We start from the raw sequence: 21,535 nt of genomic DNA, 5'->3' as shown, positions 1-21,535 counted from the left end.
CCGTGGCGCGAGACCGTTCTGACCTGCTTTTGCGGGAGCCGAATCTGTACAAGGCGTTCCTCATCCTCGCGGCCCCAATCTTTGGGGCCAATTTTATGCGGGCCTTCAACGAGCTGGTAGATACCTATTTCATCGGCCAGACGGCCAACTCGGTGGCCGCCCAGGCGGGTGTGTCCATCGCGTGGCCCCTGATCAACATCTTTACCTCCTTCCAGGCGGGGTTCGCCGTGGCAGGGGTGGCGGTGGTGAGCCAGCTGCTAGGCGGGGACCGGCGGGAGCAGGCCAGGGAGAACGCCGGCCTGCTCACTGGGGTGGCGCTGATCTTTGGCGTGGTGCTGAATGTGCTGCTCTATTTTCTGGCCCCCGCGGTGCTGGCGGCCATGGGGGCCCAGGGGGACGTGCTGGCGTGCAGCGTGTCCTATGTGCGGGTGCGCTCCTTCGAGCTGCTGTTCACCTTCCTGTTCACCGCCTTCCAGGCCATCCGGCAGGCCCAGGGGGACACGGTGACCCCGGTGCTCCTCTCACTGGGGGCGGTGGGGCTGAATATCGTGCTCACCGCCGTCTTTGTCAAGGGGATGAATCTGGGGGTGTTCGGCGCGGGGCTGGCCACCACCATCGGCAATGTGGCCATCTGCCCCTTGTGCGTGTACCTTCTCTTCTCCCGGCGGCAGGCGCTGTATATTGAGCTCAAATATCTGCGCCTGCGCAGGGAGCCCCTGGCGGCCCTGACCGCCATCGCCACCCCCGCCGCCGCCAGTCAGGCGCTGAGCTCTCTGGGCTTTCTGGTGCTCCAGGCGGCGATTCTCAGCTATGGGGACCATATTGTGGCGGCGTTCAGCGTGGGCAACAAGGTGTCCAACATTCTGCTGATGCCCATGCTCGCCCTGGGGACGGTGCTGGCCGCCTACGTGGGTCAGAACATCGGCGCCGGCAGCGGCCAGCGGGCCCGGCAGGCCTACAAGGTCAGCCGCAATGTGGGGCTGGTACTGGCCATCGCCGGCAGTCTGGCGCTGTTCCCCTTCCGGGGGGCGCTGGCGGCGGGGCTGAGCAACGACGCCGCCACCCAGGCGGCCTGCGTGGAGTATCTCTTCTGGGTGCTGCTGACCCAGCCCCTGATGTCCCTCTTTCAAAATTATCTGGGTGTGTTCAACGGGTCGGGGCGGACCAAGTTTTCTTTTCTTATGTCAACCATGCGCCTGTGGGGGGTGCGCCTGCCCCTGATCCTCTTTTTCAAGACCTGCACGGATGTGGGTCCGGCGGGGGTGTGGTACGCCATGGTGATCAGCAATTTTGTCATTGTGCTGCTGGGCATGTTCCTCTTGCGCAGGGTGGAGTTTACCCCCTTTGCCGGTCTGAGCGCCCAGACGGCGGAGCAAGCAGAGTAGGAGGCTGGAAAAATGGCCAGAACAAACGGTATGGTGCTCTACTATAATGGGGGGAGCGAGGAGGAGGCGGCGAAAGCGAAGCTGGTCTTCGTCCGCCTGGGCCTGCGCATTAAAATGATCCCCCAGGAGCTGCTGGGGCAGGCGGTGGGCAGCTTTGCCGGCATAAAAACCCAATCGCCGGTGGGGGAGGGGACGGGCCTCATTCCCGACAGCATTATGGTCTTCTCCGGCGTGGGGGGCCGTGCGCTGGACCAGGTGCTGGCGGCTCTGGTCAAGGCGGGGGTTTCCCAGCAGGTGTACAAGGCGGTACTCACCCCCGGCAACGCCGCCTGGTCCTTCTGCCAGCTCTATGACGAGCTGGTAAAGGAGCGGCAGGCGGTGGAATCCGGAGGATCCGGCAATTCTCCCAGCTAGTCCCCTAAATTCCCGCCGGGCCTGCACAAAAAGATGAATTTTGCGCAGGCGAAAACTTTTCCCTTGTGCCCTGCGTCAAAATGGAGTAAGCTCTAATCAGGGTGAATTATGTCATCTTGATTTTTTGTGATTTTTTTAAGAAAAGAGGCCAATCATGGGATTTGACTATGACCAGCTGCTGGACCTGGTGGCAGAGGTGGGCTTCCGCATGGCGGAGGCAGGCGCCGAGACCTACCGGGTGGAGGAGTCGGTCTCCTATCTGCTGGCCGCCTATGGGATAGAGACGGGGGAGGTATTCGCCATCCCCAACTGCCTGATTGTGAGCTTTACCGACGCCACAGGCCACGCCCACACCAGAGTACGCCGCATTCCGGCCCACGGGCTGGACATCTCTCTGCTGGAGTCTTACAACGAGTTCTGCCGGGAAATCAGCCAGGCGCCCCCCCGGCTGGAGGAGGCGCTGGAGCGGATGGAGGCCATCCGGCAGCGGCATTACGTCTTCCCGCTGTGGGTGCAGCTGGCGTGCTATTTTGTGGGGGGCGGGTGCTACTCCCTTTTCTTTGGCGGCAATCCCCGGGACGCAGTGTGCGGCGGGCTGTGCAGCATTGCCATCGGCCTGTGCGTCACGGTGATGAACCGCCTGCGGGCCAACGTGTTCATCCGCACCATGGCCGGCGGTGCGGTGGCGGCGGTGTGCGCCCTGGCCCTAGTGGCCGCGGGGGCGGGGGACAACCTGGATTTTATTACCATCGGCGCGCTGATGCTGCTGGTGCCGGGGATCGCCTTTACCAACGCCATGCGGGACATTATGTCCGGGGACATGAACGCCGGCATCAACAAGAGTGTAGAGGCGCTGCTCACCGCCACCGCCATTGCCCTGGGCACCGGCTTTGTACTCAGCGTGGCCCAGGCGCTGTAGAAAGGCGGCGGATATGTACAGCTTTTATTACTTTCTGCCCTGCCTCTACGCCTTTGTGGGCTGTCTGGCCTTCGCGGTGACCTTTAATATCCACGGACAGGAGGTCCCCATCTCCGCCTTGGGTGGCGCGGTGGGCTGGCTGGTCTATCTTCTGGCCGCCCCCTTTTATCCCAGCGAGATTGTGCGCTACTTTTTTGCGTCAGTGGCCCTGTCCATCTACTGCGAGGTTATGGCCCGCATCCGCAAGTGCCCAGCCACCTCTTATCTGCTTATCTCCATCTTTCCCCTGGTCCCCGGTGCGGGGATCTACTACACCATGGAGTACGCGGTGCATAGCGATATGGAGCACTTCCTCAGCCGGGGAATGCACACCCTGGGCCTGTCCGGGGCGCTGGCGCTGGGGATCTTGCTGGTATCCTCGGTGATGCGGATGTGGGTGGTCTTCCGGCAGGGGAAACGGAGCAAATGACACAATAGGAGGGGATGACCATGCCGCGCTACAACTATGTGCTGTTTGATGCGGACAACACCCTGTTTGACTTTGACAGGGCGGAGCGCCGGGCCCTCCAGCAGGCTCTGGAGGACCGCGGCTACCCATTTGACACTCTGACCGAGGGGCTCTATCTGGCCATCAACCGGGTGCTGTGGCGCCGGTTTGACCTAGGGACCATCGGACGGGAGGAGCTGGCCCGCAGCCGTTTTCACTTCTTTTCCCAGGTAATGGGGGGACAGGATGACCCGGAGGAATTCAACCGCTGCTATCTGGACCATCTGGCCCGGGGGGCAGATCTGCTGCCGGGGGCGCTGGAGCTGTGCCAAGCCTTGGCATCCCGCTGTACCCTGGCCATTGTGACCAACGGAATCGCCTGTGCCCAGCGGGGCCGGTTCGGGCGCTCCCCCCTGAGAGAACTGATCCCGTGGCTCTTCATCTCGGAGGAGCTGGGCAGTCAGAAGCCCCAGCCCCAGTTTTTCCAGGCGGTATTTGAGAAAATGGGTCTCACCGGGACGGAGGGGATTGTGGTTGTGGGAGATACCCTCCTGTCCGACATCCAGGGCGGCGCCGGAGCGGGGCTGGATACCGTCTGGTATAACCCAAAGTGTGCGCCCAACGAGACGGAAATCCGCCCCACCTTTGAAGTACACGACTTTCCCAGTCTACAAGCGCTGTTGTTGAACGATACATAAAGCGAGGTTTACTATGTCTGATACCAGAAGAAAGGGCGCCCGTGTCCGCCGCCGCTCCTCCCGCCCCTCTCCCATTTTGCTGGCCGCGGGGCTGGTGGTGTGTACCGGGGTGCTGTCCGCCCCGGCGTTGAGCCGGGCCAGCGTGCCGGAGGAGACGGCGATGGCGATCCCGGCGGTGACGCCGGTAGAGCCCTCTATTGCCGCCCTGCCTGCGGTTTTGCCCACGGCGGCGCCGACGCCCGTCCCCACCGCGATCCCAACGCCCACTCCGACCCCCGCCCCGCCGGCCTTTGATTTCTCTCAGCCGGTGCCGGAGGGGGAGAGGGTGAGCATGGACTACTTCTCCGACGCACTCTTCATCGGCGACTCCCGCACGGATGGCCTTCAGCTCTACAGCGGCATAAAGGGGAGCACCTTTTACTGCTACAAGGGGATCACCGTCTTTGACGTGATGGAGGAGCACCCCAAGCAGGTGCTGAACCTGGACGGAAAGAAGTGCTCCATTCAGGAGGCGCTGAAAAATCACCGGGGGGAATTTCAGAAGGTCTACCTCTCTCTGGGGGTCAACGAGCTGGGCTATAACGACGATGAGAGCTTCTATCAGAAGTTCTGCGCCCTCATCGACTTAATCCGCGCCACCCAGCCGGAGGCGGTGATCTACCTGCAAAATCTGGTGCCGGTGAACCCGGAGCTGTGCGCCAAATACTGGGGCTCCTATGTAAATAACGAGAAAATAGCGGTCTATAACGGCATTTTTGAGCGCCTGGCGGCGGACAAGCAGGTCTATCTGGTGGACGTGGCCGGGGCGCTGTCCAACGAGGCGGGGATCCTGAACCGGGAGAACACCGTAGACGGCGTCCACTTTACCAAGGACTGGTACCAGACCTGGCTGGCCTATCTGATGAACCACACTGTAGTCGGCGCGGAATAGCGCTTAGAACCTGGATTCACAAACGGGGGGGCGCTGGATTGCCGTGGGAGTTTGCTGTCCCGCAAGGCAAAAAGCGCAGGAATGCTTTGTGCATTTCAAGATTAGGCTCTTATACATCATTGGACGGAAAGGAAGTTTTTATTATGCGTCATCTGACAGCGCATACGTTTGCCCCGCTGGCGGCGGGGCTGTGCCTGATGCTGTCCGCCTGCGGCGGGGGCGGCGGGGCAGAGGCGTTCGACCCCGCCGGCGTGGCCAAAGCCCTCCAGGACTCCGGGGCGTTTGAGCAGCCCCTGGCGGAGATGGAAAAGGACCAGGTGTGCCAGGCGCTGTACCATATTGACGAGGGCAGCCTGAACGAGTACGCGGTGTATACCTCCCTCACCGCCGGGGCGGAGGAGATTGCCGTGCTGGTGTTGGCGGACGGGGACGCCGCCGAGACGGCCTATACCGCGCTGGAACAGCGGGTGGCCGATCAGAGGGCCGCGCTGGAGTCCTACCTTCCCCAGGAGGTGGGCAAGCTGGACAATGCTATTCTGGAGCGGCGGGGGAACTCGGTGCTGCTGGTGGTGGCCAACGACGCCGCTGCCGCCCAAAGCGCCCTGGACAAGGCCGGAAAATAACCTTCGATCCGAAATGCAGGGCCTGAAAAACGGGAGGAGAAACAATGTCGCTGCGTGATTTGGAAGCAGGCCAGCTGCTGGATGAGCTGGAGCGCTATCTGGGCTGTCCGTGCCAGCGGTTTGGGCCGATGACAGACGACGCCCCCATTATGGCGGCCTATGAGGCGGCCCGCCGCCGGGGAGAGGGGGAAGGATTTACGCCGGTACTGATACCCGCGGACCCAATTTTGCTGGAGTGTCTTCTCATAAATACCGAGCCGGACTGTGAACAGGTACCCCAGGATCTGGAACGGACCGTCCGGTTCCGTCAGAAAATCCTGGCAACCCCGCTGCCGGACGGCGATCAGTGCATGGAGGAGCTGTGCAAAGGGGTGGAGCCCTGCGGGGCGCTGCCGGAGGAGGACCTGCCGGAGCTGGAGGACAGCGGGCTTATGGGCTACTGGGACTTTGGCGTCCCCCGGCAGACCGAGCCGCTGCTTTTGGCAGAGATTCCGGTAAAACATCCCTGGGAGGTCTTCGCCTGGCTGCCCTTCGGCGGGTGGAACGAGTGCCTGGACACCCTGACCCATATGGCGCTGCACAGGCGCTGGTATGAGCGGTACGGCGCGGCGCCGGCGGTGGTGACCCACGATGTGCTGGAGTGTGTGCTGCCCCGGCCGGTGCCCCGGGAACATGCGGCGGAGGTGGCCAGAGAGCAGTACGGCTACTGCGCTGACATTGTGGACCAGGGGATGGAACGGATAGAGCTGCTGGCGGCGCTGGTGTCCAAGTCATCTAATTGGTATTTCTGGTGGGATTAGGAAGCGCTTAAAGCCGGAAGAAGGACAGGCCGCAGAGGGACACGGCTGGAATTTCTGCCACAAAATCCGCTTTCCTCTTGCCAAGCGGGGGAAAATAGGGTAGAATAATGTACGCTTATTTTGAATTACCTGTTTGGAGGATGTGTTACCAATGATTACTGCCAGTGATTTCCGCAACGGCGTGACCTTTGAGATGGACGGCCAGGTCATGCAGGTCGTCGAGTTCCAGCATGTGAAGCCCGGCAAGGGTGCCGCTTTTGTGCGTACCAAGATGAAAAATGTCATCACCGGCGCGGTCACAGAGACCTCGTTCAACCCCACCGCCAAGTTCGAGCCCGCCTATGTGGAGCGCAGGGACATGGAGTACAGCTACAGCGACGGCGATCTGTACTACTTCATGGATGGAGAGACCTATGACCTGGTGCCCATCGGCGCCGATACCCTGGGGGATAACTTCCGCTTTGTGAAAGAGAATATGGTGTGCAAGATCAGCAGCTACAAGGGCAAGATCTTTGCCGTGGATCCCCCCACCTTTGTGGAGCTGGAGGTCACGGAGACCGATCCCGGCTTCCGGGGCGACACCGCCACCAATGTGACCAAGCCCGCCACTCTGGAGACAGGCACAGAGATCAAGGTGCCTTTGTTCATCAACCCCGGCGACAAGATTAAGATCGACACCCGCACCGGTGAGTATCTGGAGCGCTGCAAGGGGTAATTGCAGCTGTACAGGCCGTAAGAATAAGGAGGTTTTATCATGACGATTTCCGAGAAGGTGGCCTACCTGAAGGGTTTGGCCGAGGGCCTGAACATCGACGTGGACAAGTCCAAAGAGGGCAAGCTGATCTCTGTGATGATTGGGATTCTGGAAGAAGTTGGGATGACGCTGGAGGACCTGGAGGAGAGCGTTGAGGCCTTGGGGGAGGAGATTGACGCCATTTCCGATGATCTGTCCGACGTGGAGAAAGTCGTGTTTGACGAGGAGGACGGCTGCGGCTGCGAGGATGAGGACTTCTTTGAGGTGGAGTGTCCCAACTGCGAGGAGACGCTGGTCATTGATGAAGATGTGCTGGCGGCAGGGGTCATTCAGTGCCCCAATTGCAAGGAGAAGTTCGCCTTGGACGTGTCCGGGTGTGACTGTGGCTGTGAAGATGAGGACGATGGCTGCGGCTGTGAGCACGAGGAATAATACAAACCAGGTATAAAGAGGGCCGGGTCTGAGCATTCAGGCCCGGCCCTGAGTTTGTCGCAAACGCCTTATAGCGTTTTTATGCCCGCAGGGTATCATCAAAAACCAGCAGGCCAAAGCGGTGACAGTCTCTTGGTGAGGCCCGTCAACCGATGGCAGGGTAGGCGGTAAAGATTTCCCTTGAAATCCGTCAGGATTTCAAGGGAAATTTTACTGTTCATGGAAAAAAGATTTGTTTGGTCTGTTTTGTTTCGGAAAATTGAGGAAAAGGGGGTGTCATTTCTAAGCAAAACAAGGTATAATGGAGTGGAATTGACAAGCAGCCTTTTTTCGGTTGCAGCAAAGTGAAAACTATGTTGTTAAACAGCTGGTTTGAGTAACCAAAATGAGGAGTGCAGATATGGAAAAGATACTGATTGTTGACGACAGCCCCCTGCAGGCGGTGCAGTTAAAAGCCATTCTAGAGGACGAGTATGACATCACAATTGCCCAGACGGCGGAGGAGGGACTGTACCGCGCCAGCAATGAGGACTATGTGCTCATTCTGCTGGATGTTGTGATGCCGGGGATGGATGGGTTTACGCTACTGAAAAAATTGCAGGAGGAAATCATCACCCAGAGCGTGCCGGTCATTTTGATCACCAGCCTCTCCGATGTGGAGCACGAACAGCGGGGGCTTGTGCTGGGCGCGGTGGACTATATTACAAAGCCTTTCCATTCTGTAGTTGTAAAGGCGCGGGTCAACACACATGTCAAACTGTATAATTACCGCCGGCAGGCGGAGTGGCAGTCTATGACGGATCAGCTGACTGGAATCGCCAACCGGCGCAGATATGACCGCTACAGTATTACAAAGTGGCGGGAGGCTGCCCGAATGCAGGTTCCGTTTTCCATCTGCATATTTGACATTGACCGCTTTAAGGTATACAACGACACCTTCGGTCATCCCGCCGGAGATAAGGTGATCGCCGCAGTGGCGAAGACGGCGTCTTCTTGTTTGAAGCGCAGTACGGATTTTATCGCCCGCTACGGCGGAGAGGAATTTGTGGCGCTTGTCCTGGGAGATCACTCAGAAAAGGCGTTTAAGCATTGGAACAAGGTCCGGCAGGCGATAGAGAACCTGCATATTCCCCACGATCCGTCGGTATCTGAATGGGTCACGGTGAGTATTGGAGGCGTTACCGTTATTCCCCAGGTAGAAAGCTCCTATACCTCCTACTTAAAAATCGCGGATACGATGCTGTATGACGCGAAAAAGCAGGGCCGGAATCGAGTTATCTGGGCGGATGAACGGATGAGGCAGCTGTCGGAAAAGTGAGTCTCCTCATCTGTTTGAAAACCTGCTAAACACCCAAAGGACGGGTTTTCAAACAGACGCTAAGCCGGCCCATAGGAAAAGAAAAAAGAGACCTGCTGTCCGCGTAATGCAGACGGCAGGTCTTTTTGGGTGATCAGGATTCTTTTGAGACCCGCCCGATGGTCTGTAAAAGGCTCTTGCCGGCATCGCTGGTATCCTGGGTCAGCTCCCAGATCATGACGCCGCCCAAGGTCTCCTTGGCGTATCTGCTTTTCTCCGCGATGAGGTCCACACCGTTATAATAGACCTCCATACCGTTGTAAGTGACATGATCCCTGCAGTATGCATCGGGAACGGCGGCCAGAATGGCCGCATAGTCCGCCCAGCTGGGCCGTGCGTAAAAGGGAACGCCCAGCACTACCTTATACCCAGGCAGGCCCCGGGTGTCCTTCCAGTAAGTTCCGCAGTCTACGGCGAACTGATAAGGGGAGTGCCGCGATCCATCGCCGCCGTCGTAGGCCATAACATTGATGAAGTCCACGGCATTGAGTACCGCGTCAGTGTGGGCGGCTGCGTCGTAGTAGATGTTGCCGTCAGCGGTGGCGCCGCTGAGCACCGCTGCGGTGAGGAGCTTGCCCTGGGCGTGGAGCTTTTCAGACAGAATCAGCATCAAGGTCTCATACTGCCTGGCGCTGGTTCCATCCACCCGGGGATGCTCCCAGTCCATGTCCACGCCGTCAAAGCCATAGGCGTTGCACATGGCGAGGATATTTTCCGCAAACCGCTGTATCTTGGCGCCGTCAGCGGTGGCCGCCAAAAACACGTGCTCCAACGGACTGTCGTTATAACTCCAGCCGCCCACGGATAAGAGCACCTTGGCCCCGTTGGCGTGGGCGGAGCGGATCAGCGCCCTGGCTGTGTCTGGGTTGTCCAGATCCCGCAGACCGCCGTCTGCCGTAGGGATGGCGAAAGCGTAGCAAAGGTGGGTCACAATGCCGAAATCCACACACGAGAGCTTGTCCGCCTTCGAGGGCTGTACGGCCTCGCCGCTCAGGATGCCGAGATCTTCCCACACATCGCTGCGGTCAGGCAATTCCCCTTGCGTCCACCACTTGGCGCGGTACTGGCGGCCCTGATAGCGCACGGTATCGCCTCCGGTATAGACAGCGGCGCTGTCCCAGGCAGGAGCAGTTGGCTGTGCTGGGGCGGGGATGCCGGGGCCATCATCCTCCAACGGGATTGGGCTGTCACGGAGGGGAATCAGCCAGCCTGGGCTGGGACTGGGGAGAAGGGCACAGGGTTCGCTCTGGCCGTCATGCAATGCGCCAGCGGCATTCGCATCCAACGCAGGACCACTCCACAGCCAGATCCCGGCGGTGAGCAATACCCCAAGGGCAAAGCCGCCCAAGGCATAAAACAGCCTGCTCTTTCCTTTCATTGTACCACCTCCTGGGTTTTGACGGGATGTCTTCATGCGTATTATTATATCGCATGGGGCCGCAGGGCGCAACCAAAAGCGGAAACCGCAGAAGGTGTTTGGAACGTTTCCAGCGGCCGGCTTGGATCCCGAAAAACCGTGTCGGCCCTTGTACCCTGTGTGCATGATAGTTCTTGAGCCTAAAAATTGTAAGGACTGGGTGCAGCGGCCTAACAAGGACCCCCTGATGTAGTGTTATTTCCTACATCAGGGGGTCTGCGCCTATTGACCGTATTTACTGGGGCTGTTCATTTTTCAGGCCCGGCCTCCTGACGTGGACGCATGGAGCTGCGTACTGGTCAGCAGCAGCTGCTGCCGCCATTAGAGGTGGAAGACAGGGTGTTGGGCGGGAAAAACTCGTCCAGAGGGAAGCTGACGTGGCGGAAGATCTCGCAGGGGTCGTCGTCGCTGCTGGTGCCGCAGGCGCACTCCTTCTCCGGGACACAGTAGTCGTAGGCAGGCATGAGCAGCTGAGTGTCCCGCTCCAGACGGATGATAGAGAACTGCCCAAGGCTGACATAGAGCCGCCGGCCCTCATTGCCGAAGTGGAGATCGCAGCCAAAGCAGGCGCAGATGCAGGGGGGAATCTCGGTAAGCTCGCAGTCACAGGGCCGGCAGTCGCATACATCCACCAGCCGCATCCCCAGAACGATTGGATCCACGGCTTCTACAATCTATACCAAATAGGCAGATTACAAATGTGGAACCAACCTATAATTCAAGCAATCCATATGCAAGACGCGAAAAGAGGCCAAAGTGTATCCTTTGGTCTCTTTTTCTGGTTATTCAGGAAATACCTGCGACAGGTCTATGGCACAGTTCTCCAAGACATTCACTTGTAGCGTGTCGCCAGCCGCACCAAAATCTTTGGCTGCATATCGTCCGTCCTCCAGGACAAAGACCTGTGCCGACTGGTTGGCAGCATCTATAATCCAGTATTCCCGTACTCCGGCCCGCTGGTATAGATTAAACTTGGTAAAGCGGTCATGGCGGATGGTGGATGGGGAAAGAATCTCCATAATCAGATCGGGCGCGCCCTTGCAGCCGATATCATCCAGCTTGGAGGGGTCGCATACCACAGAGATATCTGGCTCTACCAATGTATCCACATCCTCCGGCCGGTCGCCGTCCAGCTCAAACAGGCGGACGGCAAAGGGAGCTGGGTAGACCTCGCATTTCTTTTCCTTCAGATAGTCGTAGAGCTGGGCTATGAGAGCGGCAACCGCCCTTTGATGTGCTCTGGTAGGCGGCGCCATCATCACTGGGGAGCCATCGATCAGCTCTATGCGGTCGCCTTCATCCCATGTCATAGCCTGGGCCATGGTGTATCGGTTCTCCTGTGGCAACGGCATAAAATCACTCCTTCATATGCGGCGGCTTTGCGGCTTCAAAATTGGGAAGAGAGTCCGCGGAAACGTGGACTCTTTTTTGCTCCTAAGGCTTGCACCATTCCTTATTTATCATATATCATCAAGTAAGAGTTTGTAAACATATTTCTACACAAATTTTTAATCTAGATTAGCGGAGGACTGAAAATGGTTTGTGCAGACGTGTCTATCTGTCCCAAATGTGGCGGAGAGTTGAAGTATTATGGGACAGTTCCAAGAATTGTACGGACAAAGAATCGAGCCACAGCTTGGGTTAAAATACGCCGGCTCCGCTGCTCCAAGTGTGGAGCGTTTCATAGAGAGCTGCCGGAATTGATATTTCCGTATAAGCAGTATGAGGCGGAAGTTATTCTTGGCGTTTTAGAGGGCCTTGTTACCTGTGAGACGATTGGTTTTGAGGACCATCCTTGCGAGCTCACAATGGCAAACTGGAAAGCGCATAAATCGCAGCTCCTTTTATGGAGGAATCCATATTTGAAAGGAGAGAACAAACATGAAACTTATACCTGTGGAGGCTGTACCTAAGCGGCGGGGCAAGCATCGCCTGCAAGACCTTATGGAGGAGTTTATGAGAGGCGACGCTGATGTTGTGAAAATCGACTTTAGCGAGCGCGATTATAAATCTGCAAAGGTCTGCCGGTCGTGTCTGGGAGTTGCCGCCAAGCATTCTGGCTACCCTATTAAGGTGTGGCTTCGTGAAGGCGTTGTTTACCTGAGCAAAATGTGATTCGCAAAGGATTGAGTCCTGAAACAGGGGCTCTTTCCTTTTGACCGAATTCTTTTTAACAAAAAGCCGTCGCTTATTTAGAATAGATATCGAAAGCGAGGTGAATGTCAATGGGAACTGCTATACGCCCCGAAGTCTCGGGAAAAAACAAATACTGGATTGAGCGACATCGCTATTACGAGCTCAAGCATTTCTGTCTCCAATATCCTATCTGGAGGCAGGCTCACGCAGCACTTGACAGTCTCAGCCACCGTCCGGCTGATCTGGCAATCTTTGTCCACAGCGGTCAGATCCATGGTGACCCGACTGCCAGATGTGCGGAGTCGAGGCTGTTCTTCAGCGACCGTATGAAGCTGGTAGAGCAGGCGGCTATCGGGGCCGACCCAGAAATCTACACTTATATTTTGCGGGCTGTGACCGAAGGGCTGTCCTATGACGCGTTGAAAATGCGGTATAACATCCCATGCTGTCGGGAGGTCTACTACGACCGGTACAGGCGGTTTTTCTGGCTGCTGGATAAGGCGAGAGAGTGACCATAAAAGGAGAGGGAGGCCTGTAACAGGGCCTCTTTCTCTTTATATTTTCCAGCACACAGGTGACAGGAGAACATGCTAAATTGGTATTTGAAAAATGCCCCGGGTTGAAAATTCTGAAAATTGTTTTGAGAGGTGTCTTATGGAAATTATTATTGTATTTATATCCATCGCACTCGGGATTGTGATTGGTCGACTTACCAAAACTAAGCGTCCGATCGGAACTTTGCGAGTGGATTGGTCCGACCATTCTTGCGAACCATACTTGTTCCTTGAGCTTGGTACAGACGTATACACCATTATGCAAAAGAAGTATGTTGTCTTCCAAGTTCGAGTTGAAGATTTCCTTCCGCACGAATAGCAGTGACTATTATGGAGCCAACTCAAAATGTGAAAGGAGAGATTTAAAATGGCAGAGATCAAGAATTTGCTGGACGAGGCAATCGAGGTGGAGCTCAACCAGTTAGTTTCCCTGTCACCCGACGATGAAAAGAAGCCGGAGGCAATTAAGAATCTCACAGCGTTGCACAAGCTCCGTATCGATGAGATCAAAGCCGCTGAAAGCGAGGCCGTCCGTGCCTGTGATGAACAGTTCAAACGGCGTCAGCTTAGCGACCAGGTCATCGACCGGTATGTGAAGATTGGTTTGACGGCTGCGGATTTGCTGTTGCCGCTGGTGTTCTACGGCGTGTGGATGAAGAGGGGCCTCAAGTTTGAGGAGACCGGAACATTTACCTCGCAGACATTCAAGAATCTATTCAACCGCTTTAGACCTACACGGAAGAGTTAAGGCTGCATAAGCGTAGAGACTGTGTAAAAACATGGTCTCTTCGCTTTTTTCGTCGATTTTACAGGGTGCTTTATGGGAAGGAGATGAAAAAGAGCTCTTTATATCTCTCGACTTAATACCGGAGGTGCTATATAATACTACAGTCACTTCCAGATTAACAGGAGGTAATGAAAGTGCGTGAGAAGGGAAACAAGATTATCAAACCGGAAGGTAGCGAATTGATGGACTACCTGAACAAGGGATATGCAATCTGCAACAAGTGCGGCGCGGTCATGGATCGGAGAGAAGATCCAGAAGGTGGATGTGATATTTATACCTGCCCATCGTGCGGATGGGAGATTGACGAGATGGACTATGAGTACGAGGATAGAGACGAAATGGAACTCGTACTCGACGAAAGAGGTAATGAGTACCTGATTTTCAGAAATGATATGCCGCCCGCTGGATGCAGAGCGTGTGGAGGAGCGTACCCTTACTGCAAAGCATCGTGCAAGATGTTTGACGACTAAGCATTATCTATGCGGAGAAGGAGTCCTATCACAGGGACTCTTTCTCTTTTTATTCGGAGGCAGTCATGCGATACCACTATGAGAAGCCGGCCATTTACCTGTCGATGTATGGGAAACGGTATATCTGTAATCATCCGGTGTATGACAGCTGTACCCTGTTTCAGATTGGTGAAAAGGGTTTAGCTGTGATACAGCAACGGTATGACCCGGATACAAAAAGTACGTTTTGGACAGAGGTAGATTCTTGGTTAACCGACGATTTATATTTGAATTCTAAGTTTAAAGAATTCTTTGATAAGCGGGCTGGAGCTTGCACGGACGGGCTTTGGCCCACGGTTACGATCAGGCAAATCATGTGGGCGCTAAAGATGAAACCACTTCTCAAGGAACGGTGGGAGACGGTGTTCGACAGGCGCGAGATTTAGCGCCAAATCCGCAGCCTCTATTATGGATACCAATACCTAAGAAAGGGGTTAAGGAGTATGGACGAGATGAAAATTGAATCGAAATTTATGACAGGGCTTGTGTCGAGGATTGCTGGGAAAGCAATTCGCGATAGGTTGGGCTACAATGTGAATATTCAGCTCAATGGACTGCGTACCGCTATTCTGGAGGACAGGACACATGTGCATCTGGATATCGATTTGGAACTTACCAAAGAGGAACTCAACAAACTAATGAAGAGCATTGGTTTCTAAGGGATTGGGCCGCTGACAGCGGCTCTTTCTCTTTTTTCGCAGATTTTACAACCTGCACTGAATTATGGAGGGGAATCAGATGGCGATTCTATTCTCTTTAATTTTGAGCCAGTACGATGGTTTTTATATTTTCTGAAAGGGGAACACGCAATGAAACCAAAGCTAATCCGAGAGGCTGGACGAGCTTTGACAAAGGCATCTCCAACCATCTTGACGTGCGTAGGAGCCATTGGTGTTGTGGCAACGGCGGTCTTGGCAGTCAAAGCAACCCCAAAGGCCCTTGAAATGGCCAGAGCCGACAGCCGGAAAAATCATGACGGCGACCCATACGCCGCGACGAAATTAGAGATGGTCAAATCGTGCTGGAAGTGTTATGTTCCAGCAGCGATAACTGGCACCGTCACTGTCGTCTGCATTTTCAGCGCTAACACACTGAACAGGAAACAGCAGGCATCTCTTGCAAGCGCTTACGCCCTCGTGAGCCACCAGTACAACGACTATAAACGCAAGGTCAAGGAGTTGTACGGCGCGAAGGCCCATAAGAAGATTGTGGAGTCGTTTGTCGCTGAAAAAGTTGACAAAGACCATATTATCTCAGCTCAAGGCATTATGGGCAACTCATCTCTCGCATTCGAAGATGCAGTCGAGGAAGAGCGCCTATTCTACGATTCTTTCTCGGGGCGGTATTTTACCTCAACAATCAGCAAAGTACTCCAAGCGGAGTATCATTTAAACAGAAATTTTGTTCTTAACGGAGGAGAAATCCCCCTCAATCATTTCTACGACTTGCTTGGAATTGATGATATTGCAGAGGGAGATGCCATCGGATGGGCTATCAATGACGAGATGTGCTGGATTGATTTCGATCATTCCAGAGCTATATTAGAGGATGGACTTGAATGCTACATCATTGATATGGTTTATACACCTGGGACTGTGGATGAATATCTTGATTAAATTCATTCCGCAGAAACGGCAGGCACTCTTATGGAAAGGAGGTTATGCTTTATGAAACAGAAAACGTTGTTTAAGCTGATGTCGCTTGCTGGTCTGGCTCTTGGAGGGCTTGGAACATTGCTGTCCAGTTGGGCAGATAGCAAGGAACAGGAGGCCATCATTGAGGAAAAAGTGAATAAGGCACTTGCCGACCGTGAGAACGAAGAAACTGAAGAGCCCTGACAGGGGCTCTTTTCTTTTGAGGGAGGGATGCTATGAGCAATGATATGGCAATACAGGCGCTTATCGAGTTTCTTAATGAAAGCGAGGAACCTCAGATCGGTTGGCCTGAGGATGAATTCACGGAGGTATCATTTTCACGCTGGGCCGCCGGGGAGCTAATCGCTGCTATTATGGACCATCCGATGGTTTCAGCTGAGGATACGATTGAGGAATTCGCAATTAAAATGCGTACCTTTTCGTGTGCCGGGCGAGATACACGTGCCGGACGGATATTTTCAATCGCGTCCCAATTTGCCTATGAAACTCTGGAATTGTTTAGAGAGGAGCATATGTTTTATGAATAAGCGGATATTCATCAACGCCTGGAAGGGTACTACCAAGGCTGTGAAGAAGTACAGCCCGCAAATCCTGACCGGTATTGGTATCGCCGGTATGATTGCTACCACGGTGACGGCCGTCCGGGCTACCCCTAAAGCGCTTCGGCTTATTGACGCCCAGGAAATTAGGGAAGGGAAGCGGCTTGATACCGCCGAGGTTATAAAGGCCGCATGGAAATGTTACCTCCCCGCTGCGGTGACGGGGACTTTGTCGGTGGCCTGTCTCATCGGGGCTAGTTCTGTAAGCCTTAAGCGCCACGCCGCACTTGCCACAGCCTATACCCTCTCTGAAACTGCTCTTAAAGAGTATCGGGAGAAAGTTGTTTCAGTTGTCGGCGAGAAAAAAGAGCAGGCCATCTGTGACGCCGTCGTAAAAGACAAGCTCGCCAACGATCCTGTCGATGACAAACAGATCCTCATGACTGGCGGCGGGAATATGCTCTGCTATGATGTGCTGTCAGGGCGCTATTTCAAATCGGACATCGAGAAAATTAGGAAGGTGGTCAACGACCTGAACCGAGATATGCTCTCCGAGCAGTATATCTCCTTGAACGACCTGTATTACGCCATCGGCCTGCCGGATATCAAGCTTGGCGAGGACTTGGGGTGGAATATTGAGAAAGGATATATTGATATTCAATTCGGGACTCATCTGGCCGCTAATGGCACCCCTTGCCTGGTGCTCGCGTACACCGTTGCGCCGCAGTACGGCTATAACATTCTTGGATTGTCGTAACCGCAGATTTTTCACCTTCTATTATGGGAGAACCATCCCGAAAATTACTTGAAAAGGAGAATTCACTATGGATGACATGAACATGAGCGCGAATGAGGTTGAGGGAATCGAGACTGGCACCGAGCTTGAAGAGGTCAACGGCAACTCCAATGGAGGTGCGCTATTTATGGGGATCGTTGGAGGGGTTCTTGCCTACGCCATTATCGGCGGGGTAAAGAAACTTCGGACGATCGCCGAGGAGAAGTACATCGCCAGGAAGCTGGCCAAGGCTAACGTAGAAGCGGTGCAGGAGGAGGCAACTGTGTTCGAGGAGACTCAGGATGAGGAGTCCGGTGAGGAAGACGAAGAGTAAGCCACGGGGTTCGCCAAGGGAAAGTACCTGTAACAGGGCGCTTTCCCTTTTTACTTTATAAAAGTTTGGAGGTGCGACAATGCCTGAATACCCTGATAATTCACACAGCAGAAGGGAGGCTCTGATTTCCCAAGAGAAAAAGGTGGATAAGGTAGTCATTGGCACAGCGAAGACCCGCAAGAAAAGCGAGATGCAAAAATTTGCCGGCGCTTTTCTCCCTGAAGATGTTACCAGCGTCAAAAGCTACATCCTGAGAGATGTCATCATTCCTGGAATCAAAAACGCCATGGCCGATGTTGTAAGCATCATGCTTTTCGGCGAAGCGGGCCGTGTTGGCGGACGAAAAGGCGGGGGCTCTAAGGTTTCGTACCAGCGGTATTACGACGATAAGCGAGAGGACCGCCGCGACTACGGGAGGCCGAGAGTCTCCGGCGGATTTGAGTATGATGACATCATCTTTGAAACCCGGGCAGATGCTGAGTTGGTCCTGGATCAGCTTGAATCTGTCATCAGCAGCTATGGGATTGCAAGCGTCGCCGACCTGTATGATTTGGCCGGCATTACTCCACCCCGTGGCTACACCACCAATAAGTACGGCTGGACGGATATTCGGACAGCAAAAGTAGCCCGTGTCCGTGACGGCTATATTTTGCAGCTTCCAAGAACAGTTCAAATCAGCTAAGGAGGAGCGTTATGTACGGATATTCTACATCGTTTGGGTATAGAGGCTTGGTCAACGGTGTTTGGATGCTGTTTCCGACCGAGGCCGAGTATCACGAGTACATGAGAGAACGTGCGGACTGAATGTCCCCTCAACCCCAAAATTCTGAAAAGGAGTACGACAATGAAAAAGAGCAAAATCATGACGTCTGTGAGCGGAACCTTACACAAGGCCGGTTTTCAGCTCCAGCGGAAGAGCCCCGAAATCCTTGTGGGGCTTGGTATCATCGGCGCCGTTGCAAGTGCGGTTCTGGCCTGCAAAGCGACTGCAAAGGCCGGAAAAATTATTGAGGAGACAAAGAATGCCCTCGACACCATCCATCAGGCGGATGAGCTTGGTGTGACCAACGCCGGCGAGCCCTATTCCAATCAGGACTGTAAGAAGGATCTGGTGGTTACTTACATCCATACTGGTGTCAAATTTGCCAAGCTGTATGCCCCCTCTGTTGCACTTGGGGCGGCATCCATTGCGAGTATCCTGGCCAGCCATAATATGATGAAGAAGCGCAACATTGCCCTGGCAGCGGCCTATGCAGCGGTGGATAAGTCCTTTACGGACTATCGAGGCCGCGTCCTGGAGCGCTTTGGAGAGCAAGTGGAGAAAGAACTCCGCTACAACATCAAGGCCCAGGAGATTGAGGAGACTGTTACAGACGATAAGGGTAAGGAGAAAAAAGTCAAGCAGATGGTAGATGTGGCTGACGCCGGATGGGATCCGGCCAGATATAGCCCTTACGCCAAGATTTTCGATGAGAGCCACCCAGACTGGAAAAAGGACGCCGAGATGAACCTTTACTACCTGAAGGCGCTTCAAGCGCAGGCAACGGATAAGCTGCGCGCGCAGGGTCATCTATTCCTCAACGAAGTTTATGATCTGCTGGGGTTCAAGCGTACGAAAGCGGGTGCCGCTGTGGGCTGGATTTATGATCCTAAAAATCCTGTCGGCGATGACTTTGTTGACTTTGGTATGTTCGAGGTCCGCCGTCCTGCGGCAGTTGATTTTGTGAACGGCTATGAACGTTCCTTCATCCTCGACTTCAATGTTGTTGGGGATATTACGTCGTTGCTGGCCAACCATCAGTACGATGAGTCCTTGATGTAAGGGAGCGCAGGACATGAAAAAATGTATCGCCTTCCTTCTTATGATGGTTTTTTCTCTGACCACGTTTTCCTATGCACTTTTCGTACCCATTGAAACACAGGAGGTTGCTGCTATTACTGCTGTGATTAGACCGGCCACACCAAAAATGAAATATATTCCCATTATCCCACCGCCGCCTATCAAGGAAACACTGCCGGTTGAGGCGAAGTTCTCTGTATCGGATGATGAAATAGCGCTGATAGCGCTGTTGACTATGGCGGAAGCCGGATGTGAGTGCGAGGAAGGGCAGCGGCTGGTGATTGACACTGTTCTCAACCGCGTTGACGACCCGCATTTTCCTGATAACATTTATGATGTTGTGTATCAACGTAATCAATATGCAGGAATACAGTCGCCCTATATTGACCGCTGTTGGGTCAAAGATGAACTGGTACAGCTTGTGCGCGAGGAAATTGAGAATAGAACCAACTACGATGTGATATTTTTCCGGACAAGGCGTTACAGCGATTACGGCGTCCCAATGTTCCAGATTGAACACCACTATTTTTCAAGTTATGACTAAAAGGAGGAGTAATCATGAAAAAAATTCTTCGGTCCCTGCTGTCCTATACGTTGGCGACGATGTCTGGCCTGTGCCTTGTCAGCGGCGTAGCCGTCCTATCGTCCGGGAGGTAATGGTCATGGAGAGCTTTGCGAACCTGGTCTCCATGATCGACTATGTTCTAGATACAAGACGGAAGCGCCATATCACCGGCGGGCTGCTGCTGAGCGCGGCCATGCTGTTCGGTGGGCTGGCCATCACTGTGATGAGTATCAAAGACGAGGAGAGTACCTATGATGAGTAAAATTTCCACATTCATTGCCGGGCTTGCCGTAGGCGGAGCGGCGGTCTGGTACTATGCCAAGAGAAAATATGCATTCATTGCCGAGCAGGAGATTGCTTCGGTGAAAGAGGCCTATGCCCAATCCAGGCCGCTACAGGAGAAGCCTGCTTCGACACCGGCAGTGAAGTTGGCGCCTGGAGTCGTACAGGATAAGCCCAGTATCGTTGATTACGCGAAGAGAGTACAGGAGGCCGGATATACCAACTATTCCAACTCAGTCGAGCCTAAAACGGGGGTGAGACCTGGTAAACTGCCCTACGTGATTTCTCCGGACGAGTTTGGAGAAAGCGAGGAGTACGCCAAGGTAAGTTTGACCTGCTTCGCCGATGGTGTTCTGGCCGACGAGTACGGCGAGGTCGTCGATAACGTGGAGGAAATTGTCGGTGACGCCCTAGAGCACATCGGCGAGTATGAGGAGGACTGTGTGTATGTCCGAAACGACGCCAGGCGGTGCGACTACGAGATTCTTGAGGATCTTCGTGAGTTCGCCGAGTTCCAGAAAGCCCTTCCTCCGAACCGCTGATAAGGAGGTCTGATCCTTGACCAGAGACGAACTAATCGATCAGTATTTTGATTGGATGTACCGGCTCGTGGTCGATGACCGATATTCTAATAAGTCCTATCGTAAGCTGTTTGTCAGACTGTACGATACGGAATTTGTATATACGATTCCGATGGACGGCAACCGGGCCGAAGACGGCATCGCGCTTAGGTATCGGTTCGGTCGCGAGTATGACTACTGTGACGCGATGGTCGCCGGCTTTCTGGACGACCGTTCGTGCAGTATCCTGGAAATGATGACCGCCCTTGCAATTCGCTGCGAAGAGCATTTGATGGACAACCCCGACATTGGTAACCGAACCGGCCAATGGTTCTGGAATATGCTGACCAGTCTGGGCCTTGGATCCATGACAGATGCGAGGTTTAATCGAAGCTATGTGGACGCAGTCCTTGAACGCTTCCTTGACCGCAACTATCGGCGAAATGGCGAGGGTGGTCTCTTCACCATCAATGATAGCCGTTTTGATATGAGGTCCATTGAAATCTGGTATCAGATGAACTGCTATCTGAACGAAATTATCAGGGAAGGGAGTTTCGTATGAAGAACATCACTCATCATATTTTTGTGACAGTCACGCCGTCCAGGGAATTCCTGGCCAAGTTCAACAGGCAAAACCGGAGCAACAGAGCCTTTAAGGCCATCGCTGTAATTGCAGCCGGCTGCGCTATTTTGTCTGAAATTGAGCGGCGAAAGCTGGAGGAGCAGGTCTATCGGCTCACCATTCGGATGAAGAAGTTGGAGCACAGCGAAGGGGAGTAAAC

At 54.4% G+C, this 21,535-nt stretch carries 32 protein-coding genes; 29 read left to right on the top strand and 3 right to left on the bottom strand.

All coding sequences use genetic code 11. The features are described from left to right. Positions 1–2 precede the first annotated feature (2 nt). The 11 genes from D1159_RS06045 to D1159_RS05995 all read left to right on the top strand — a co-directional run bounded on the left by D1159_RS06045 (position 3) and on the right by D1159_RS05995 (position 8,761). Complete coding sequence (locus D1159_RS06045) at positions 3–1,385, top strand: MATE family efflux transporter (protein WP_347563643.1); 1,383 nt, start codon at positions 3–5, stop codon at positions 1,383–1,385. 12 nt (positions 1,386–1,397) lie between these two features. Further along, positions 1,398–1,799, top strand: a complete 402-nt coding sequence (locus D1159_RS06040; protein WP_161844776.1) for a DUF3783 domain-containing protein — start codon at positions 1,398–1,400, stop codon at positions 1,797–1,799. A gap of 154 nt (positions 1,800–1,953) precedes the next feature. Further along, entirely contained in the window at positions 1,954–2,718 is a 765-nt protein-coding gene (locus tag D1159_RS06035; RefSeq protein WP_161844775.1) for a threonine/serine exporter family protein, read from the top strand. 13 nt (positions 2,719–2,731) lie between these two features. Next, entirely contained in the window at positions 2,732–3,187 is a 456-nt protein-coding gene (locus D1159_RS06030) for a threonine/serine exporter family protein (protein ID WP_161844774.1), read from the top strand. Between the two features lie 20 nt (positions 3,188–3,207). Further along, positions 3,208–3,903 (top strand): YjjG family noncanonical pyrimidine nucleotidase, encoded by a 696-nt coding sequence (locus tag D1159_RS06025; RefSeq protein WP_161844773.1) that lies wholly within the window; start codon positions 3,208–3,210, stop codon positions 3,901–3,903. A 13-nt stretch (positions 3,904–3,916) separates the two neighbouring features. Continuing rightward, entirely contained in the window at positions 3,917–4,834 is a 918-nt protein-coding gene (locus D1159_RS06020) for a GDSL-type esterase/lipase family protein (protein WP_161844772.1), read from the top strand. A 143-nt stretch (positions 4,835–4,977) separates the two neighbouring features. Continuing rightward, entirely contained in the window at positions 4,978–5,457 is a 480-nt protein-coding gene (locus D1159_RS06015) for a DUF4358 domain-containing protein (protein ID WP_161844771.1), read from the top strand. A 44-nt stretch (positions 5,458–5,501) separates the two neighbouring features. Next, positions 5,502–6,257 (top strand): DUF4253 domain-containing protein, encoded by a 756-nt coding sequence (locus tag D1159_RS06010; protein ID WP_161844770.1) that lies wholly within the window; start codon positions 5,502–5,504, stop codon positions 6,255–6,257. 151 nt (positions 6,258–6,408) lie between these two features. Then, positions 6,409–6,972: an elongation factor P gene (gene efp, locus D1159_RS06005; RefSeq protein WP_161844769.1), complete on the top strand. Its 564-nt coding sequence runs from the start codon at positions 6,409–6,411 to the stop codon at positions 6,970–6,972. A gap of 39 nt (positions 6,973–7,011) precedes the next feature. Further along, a complete protein-coding gene (locus D1159_RS06000) occupies positions 7,012–7,443 on the top strand; it encodes a CD1247 N-terminal domain-containing protein (protein WP_161844768.1) in 432 nt (143 codons plus the stop codon). Positions 7,444–7,843: 400 nt separating this feature from the next. After that, entirely contained in the window at positions 7,844–8,761 is a 918-nt protein-coding gene (locus tag D1159_RS05995; RefSeq protein WP_161844767.1) for a diguanylate cyclase, read from the top strand. A gap of 133 nt (positions 8,762–8,894) precedes the next feature. Here the strand turns inward: D1159_RS05995 and D1159_RS05990 are convergent, their stop codons facing one another. From D1159_RS05990 to D1159_RS05980, 3 genes are all read right to left on the bottom strand, one after another. After that, on the bottom strand, positions 8,895–10,178 hold the full coding sequence (locus tag D1159_RS05990; protein ID WP_161844766.1) for a glycosyl hydrolase family 18 protein: 1,284 nt from the start codon (positions 10,176–10,178) through the stop codon (positions 8,895–8,897). Positions 10,179–10,516: 338 nt separating this feature from the next. Continuing rightward, entirely contained in the window at positions 10,517–10,879 is a 363-nt protein-coding gene (locus D1159_RS05985; protein ID WP_243152139.1) for a hypothetical protein, read from the bottom strand. Positions 10,880–10,999: 120 nt separating this feature from the next. After that, positions 11,000–11,569, bottom strand: coding sequence for a Uma2 family endonuclease (locus D1159_RS05980; RefSeq protein WP_161844765.1), 570 nt, complete (start codon positions 11,567–11,569; stop codon positions 11,000–11,002). Between the two features lie 183 nt (positions 11,570–11,752). On the opposite strand from D1159_RS05980, the gene D1159_RS19545 reads away from it, so the two are divergent. The 18 genes from D1159_RS19545 (at position 11,753) to D1159_RS05895 (ending at position 21,533) form a co-directional block, all read left to right on the top strand. Then, a complete protein-coding gene (locus tag D1159_RS19545; RefSeq protein WP_243152138.1) occupies positions 11,753–12,130 on the top strand; it encodes a DUF6431 domain-containing protein in 378 nt (125 codons plus the stop codon). After that, entirely contained in the window at positions 12,099–12,332 is a 234-nt protein-coding gene (locus D1159_RS05975; protein ID WP_161844764.1) for a hypothetical protein, read from the top strand. Before D1159_RS19545 ends, D1159_RS05975 begins: the two co-directional genes overlap by 32 nt. A gap of 347 nt (positions 12,333–12,679) precedes the next feature. Then, on the top strand, positions 12,680–12,865 hold the full coding sequence (locus D1159_RS20185) for a hypothetical protein (protein ID WP_347563642.1): 186 nt from the start codon (positions 12,680–12,682) through the stop codon (positions 12,863–12,865). A gap of 409 nt (positions 12,866–13,274) precedes the next feature. Continuing rightward, a complete protein-coding gene (locus tag D1159_RS05965) occupies positions 13,275–13,655 on the top strand; it encodes a hypothetical protein (RefSeq protein ID WP_161844762.1) in 381 nt (126 codons plus the stop codon). A gap of 173 nt (positions 13,656–13,828) precedes the next feature. After that, positions 13,829–14,164 (top strand): hypothetical protein, encoded by a 336-nt coding sequence (locus tag D1159_RS05960; protein WP_347563641.1) that lies wholly within the window; start codon positions 13,829–13,831, stop codon positions 14,162–14,164. 482 nt (positions 14,165–14,646) lie between these two features. After that, complete coding sequence (locus D1159_RS05955; protein WP_161844760.1) at positions 14,647–14,862, top strand: CTP synthase; 216 nt, start codon at positions 14,647–14,649, stop codon at positions 14,860–14,862. Between the two features lie 150 nt (positions 14,863–15,012). Continuing rightward, the gene (locus tag D1159_RS05950; RefSeq protein WP_161844759.1) at positions 15,013–15,819 is read left to right on the top strand and encodes a DUF6353 family protein; all 807 of its coding nucleotides are present in this window, start codon (positions 15,013–15,015) and stop codon (positions 15,817–15,819) included. A 51-nt stretch (positions 15,820–15,870) separates the two neighbouring features. Then, positions 15,871–16,041 (top strand): hypothetical protein, encoded by a 171-nt coding sequence (locus tag D1159_RS05945; RefSeq protein ID WP_161844758.1) that lies wholly within the window; start codon positions 15,871–15,873, stop codon positions 16,039–16,041. Between the two features lie 32 nt (positions 16,042–16,073). After that, on the top strand, positions 16,074–16,385 hold the full coding sequence (locus D1159_RS05940; protein WP_161844757.1) for a hypothetical protein: 312 nt from the start codon (positions 16,074–16,076) through the stop codon (positions 16,383–16,385). Then, positions 16,378–17,154: a DUF6353 family protein gene (locus D1159_RS05935; RefSeq protein ID WP_161844756.1), complete on the top strand. Its 777-nt coding sequence runs from the start codon at positions 16,378–16,380 to the stop codon at positions 17,152–17,154. Before D1159_RS05940 ends, D1159_RS05935 begins: the two co-directional genes overlap by 8 nt. A gap of 67 nt (positions 17,155–17,221) precedes the next feature. After that, positions 17,222–17,506, top strand: coding sequence for a hypothetical protein (locus tag D1159_RS05930; protein WP_161844755.1), 285 nt, complete (start codon positions 17,222–17,224; stop codon positions 17,504–17,506). Positions 17,507–17,585: 79 nt separating this feature from the next. Beyond that, a complete protein-coding gene (locus D1159_RS05925; RefSeq protein ID WP_161844754.1) occupies positions 17,586–18,188 on the top strand; it encodes a hypothetical protein in 603 nt (200 codons plus the stop codon). Between the two features lie 162 nt (positions 18,189–18,350). Then, on the top strand, positions 18,351–19,328 hold the full coding sequence (locus tag D1159_RS05920) for a DUF6353 family protein (RefSeq protein ID WP_161844753.1): 978 nt from the start codon (positions 18,351–18,353) through the stop codon (positions 19,326–19,328). Between the two features lie 13 nt (positions 19,329–19,341). Further along, on the top strand, positions 19,342–19,890 hold the full coding sequence (locus tag D1159_RS05915; protein ID WP_161844752.1) for a cell wall hydrolase: 549 nt from the start codon (positions 19,342–19,344) through the stop codon (positions 19,888–19,890). Positions 19,891–20,008: 118 nt separating this feature from the next. Beyond that, on the top strand, positions 20,009–20,173 hold the full coding sequence (locus D1159_RS05910; protein ID WP_161844751.1) for a histidine kinase: 165 nt from the start codon (positions 20,009–20,011) through the stop codon (positions 20,171–20,173). Beyond that, on the top strand, positions 20,163–20,735 hold the full coding sequence (locus D1159_RS05905) for a hypothetical protein (RefSeq protein WP_161844750.1): 573 nt from the start codon (positions 20,163–20,165) through the stop codon (positions 20,733–20,735). Before D1159_RS05910 ends, D1159_RS05905 begins: the two co-directional genes overlap by 11 nt. A 16-nt stretch (positions 20,736–20,751) precedes the next feature. Beyond that, entirely contained in the window at positions 20,752–21,315 is a 564-nt protein-coding gene (locus tag D1159_RS05900) for a hypothetical protein (protein ID WP_161844749.1), read from the top strand. Further along, a complete protein-coding gene (locus D1159_RS05895) occupies positions 21,312–21,533 on the top strand; it encodes a hypothetical protein (RefSeq protein ID WP_161844748.1) in 222 nt (73 codons plus the stop codon). Before D1159_RS05900 ends, D1159_RS05895 begins: the two co-directional genes overlap by 4 nt. Positions 21,534–21,535 lie beyond the last annotated feature (2 nt).

The organism is Pseudoflavonifractor sp. 524-17 (assembly GCF_009935845.1).
Taxonomy (GTDB): domain Bacteria; phylum Bacillota; class Clostridia; order Oscillospirales; family Oscillospiraceae; genus Pseudoflavonifractor_A.
Note: the sequence above shows the minus strand (reverse complement) of the source record. Positions and strands in the feature narration are given on the sequence as shown.